This window comes from Streptomyces cinereospinus (genome assembly GCF_042430725.1).
Classification (GTDB): domain Bacteria; phylum Actinomycetota; class Actinomycetes; order Streptomycetales; family Streptomycetaceae; genus Streptomyces; species Streptomyces cinereospinus.
In genome coordinates this window covers 1-1,244 of sequence record NZ_JBHMCY010000185.1, presented here as the reverse complement: position 1 = coordinate 1,244, position 1,244 = coordinate 1, and the positions used below count along the sequence as shown (strand labels likewise).

The following is a 1,244-nucleotide window of genomic DNA, read 5'->3' as shown; positions in this document are numbered from 1 at the left end:
GGGCGCCGTCGCCGGCCTGGCCGGCCCGCGCTCCGGCGCCACGACCCGGACGGCACCGGCGGTCGACGGCGGGATGCAGGGCCTGCGCCCGCGCCTGCGTCGGCGTCCGGCGGGCCGGCCGTGAGCCGCGCCCGGCTCGCCCTCGGCGCCGCCGGCCTCGGCAACCTCTACGCCGAGCTCACCGACGAGCAGGCGTACGACACGGTGGCCGCCGCCTGGCGCCAGGGCGTGCGCGCCTTCGACACCGCCCCGCACTACGGCCTCGGCCTGTCCGAACGCCGCCTGGGCGCGGCCCTGCGCGCCCACCCCCGGCCGGCGTACACCGTCTCCACCAAGGTGGGCCGCCGCCTGGCACCCACCGACGGCACCGGCGACGACCTGGCCCACGGCTTCGCGGTGCCCGCCACCCACCGCCGGGTCTGGGACTTCACCGCGGACGGCATCCGCCGCGCCCTGGAGGCCTCCCTGGCCCGCCTCGGCCTCGACCGGGTCGACACCGTCTACCTGCACGACCCCGACGACCACGCCGAACAGGCCTTCCGCGAGGGGTACCCGGCCCTGGAGGAGCTCCGGGCCCAGGGCGTCGTCGGCGCCATCGGCGCGGGCATGAACCAGAGCGCGATGCTCACCCGCTTCGTCCGCGACACCGACGTCGACGTGGTCCTGTGCGCCGGCCGCTACACGCTTCTCGACCAGAGCGCCCTCACCGACCTGCTGCCCGCCGCCCGGGAGCGGGGCACGGCGGTGGTGATCGGGGGCGTCTTCAACTCCGGCCTGCTCGCCGACCCGCGCCCCGGGGCGAGGTACGACTACGCCGAGGCGCCCCGGGAGGTGCTCGCCCGCGCGCTCCGGCTGAAGGCGGTGGCCGAGCGTCACGGCACCGCCCTGCGCGCCGCGGCCCTCGCCTTCTGCGCCGCCCACCCGGCGGTCACCCACGTCCTCGTCGGCGCCCGCTCGGCCGCCGAGGCCGACGACTGCGCCGAGCAGTTCCGCTCGCCCGTCCCCGCCGCCTTCTGGCAGGAGCTGCGGGCGACGGGGCTGCTGCCCGCGGCCGCCCCGGTGCCCGGCGAGGAGCCGGAGTGACCGTGGACGCGCACCACCACGTGGGGGGCCCGTCGGCCCGCGACCGGGACTGGATCAGCGGCCCCGGACCGCGGCCGCTGCGGCGGGACTTCACCGTCGCCGACCTCGCGGGCCGAGGCGGCCGGCGCCGGGGGCTGCACCCGACCCGCGGTGGCCGCTGC

General features: G+C 79.2%; 1 protein-coding gene. It reads left to right on the top strand.

Features of this window, described 5'->3' with window-relative positions; translation table 11 throughout:
* Positions 1-120: 120 nt before the first annotated feature.
* Complete coding sequence (locus ACFF45_RS35415) at positions 121-1,083, top strand: aldo/keto reductase (RefSeq protein ID WP_381351155.1); 963 nt, start codon at positions 121-123, stop codon at positions 1,081-1,083.
* Positions 1,084-1,244: the final 161 nt, after the last annotated feature.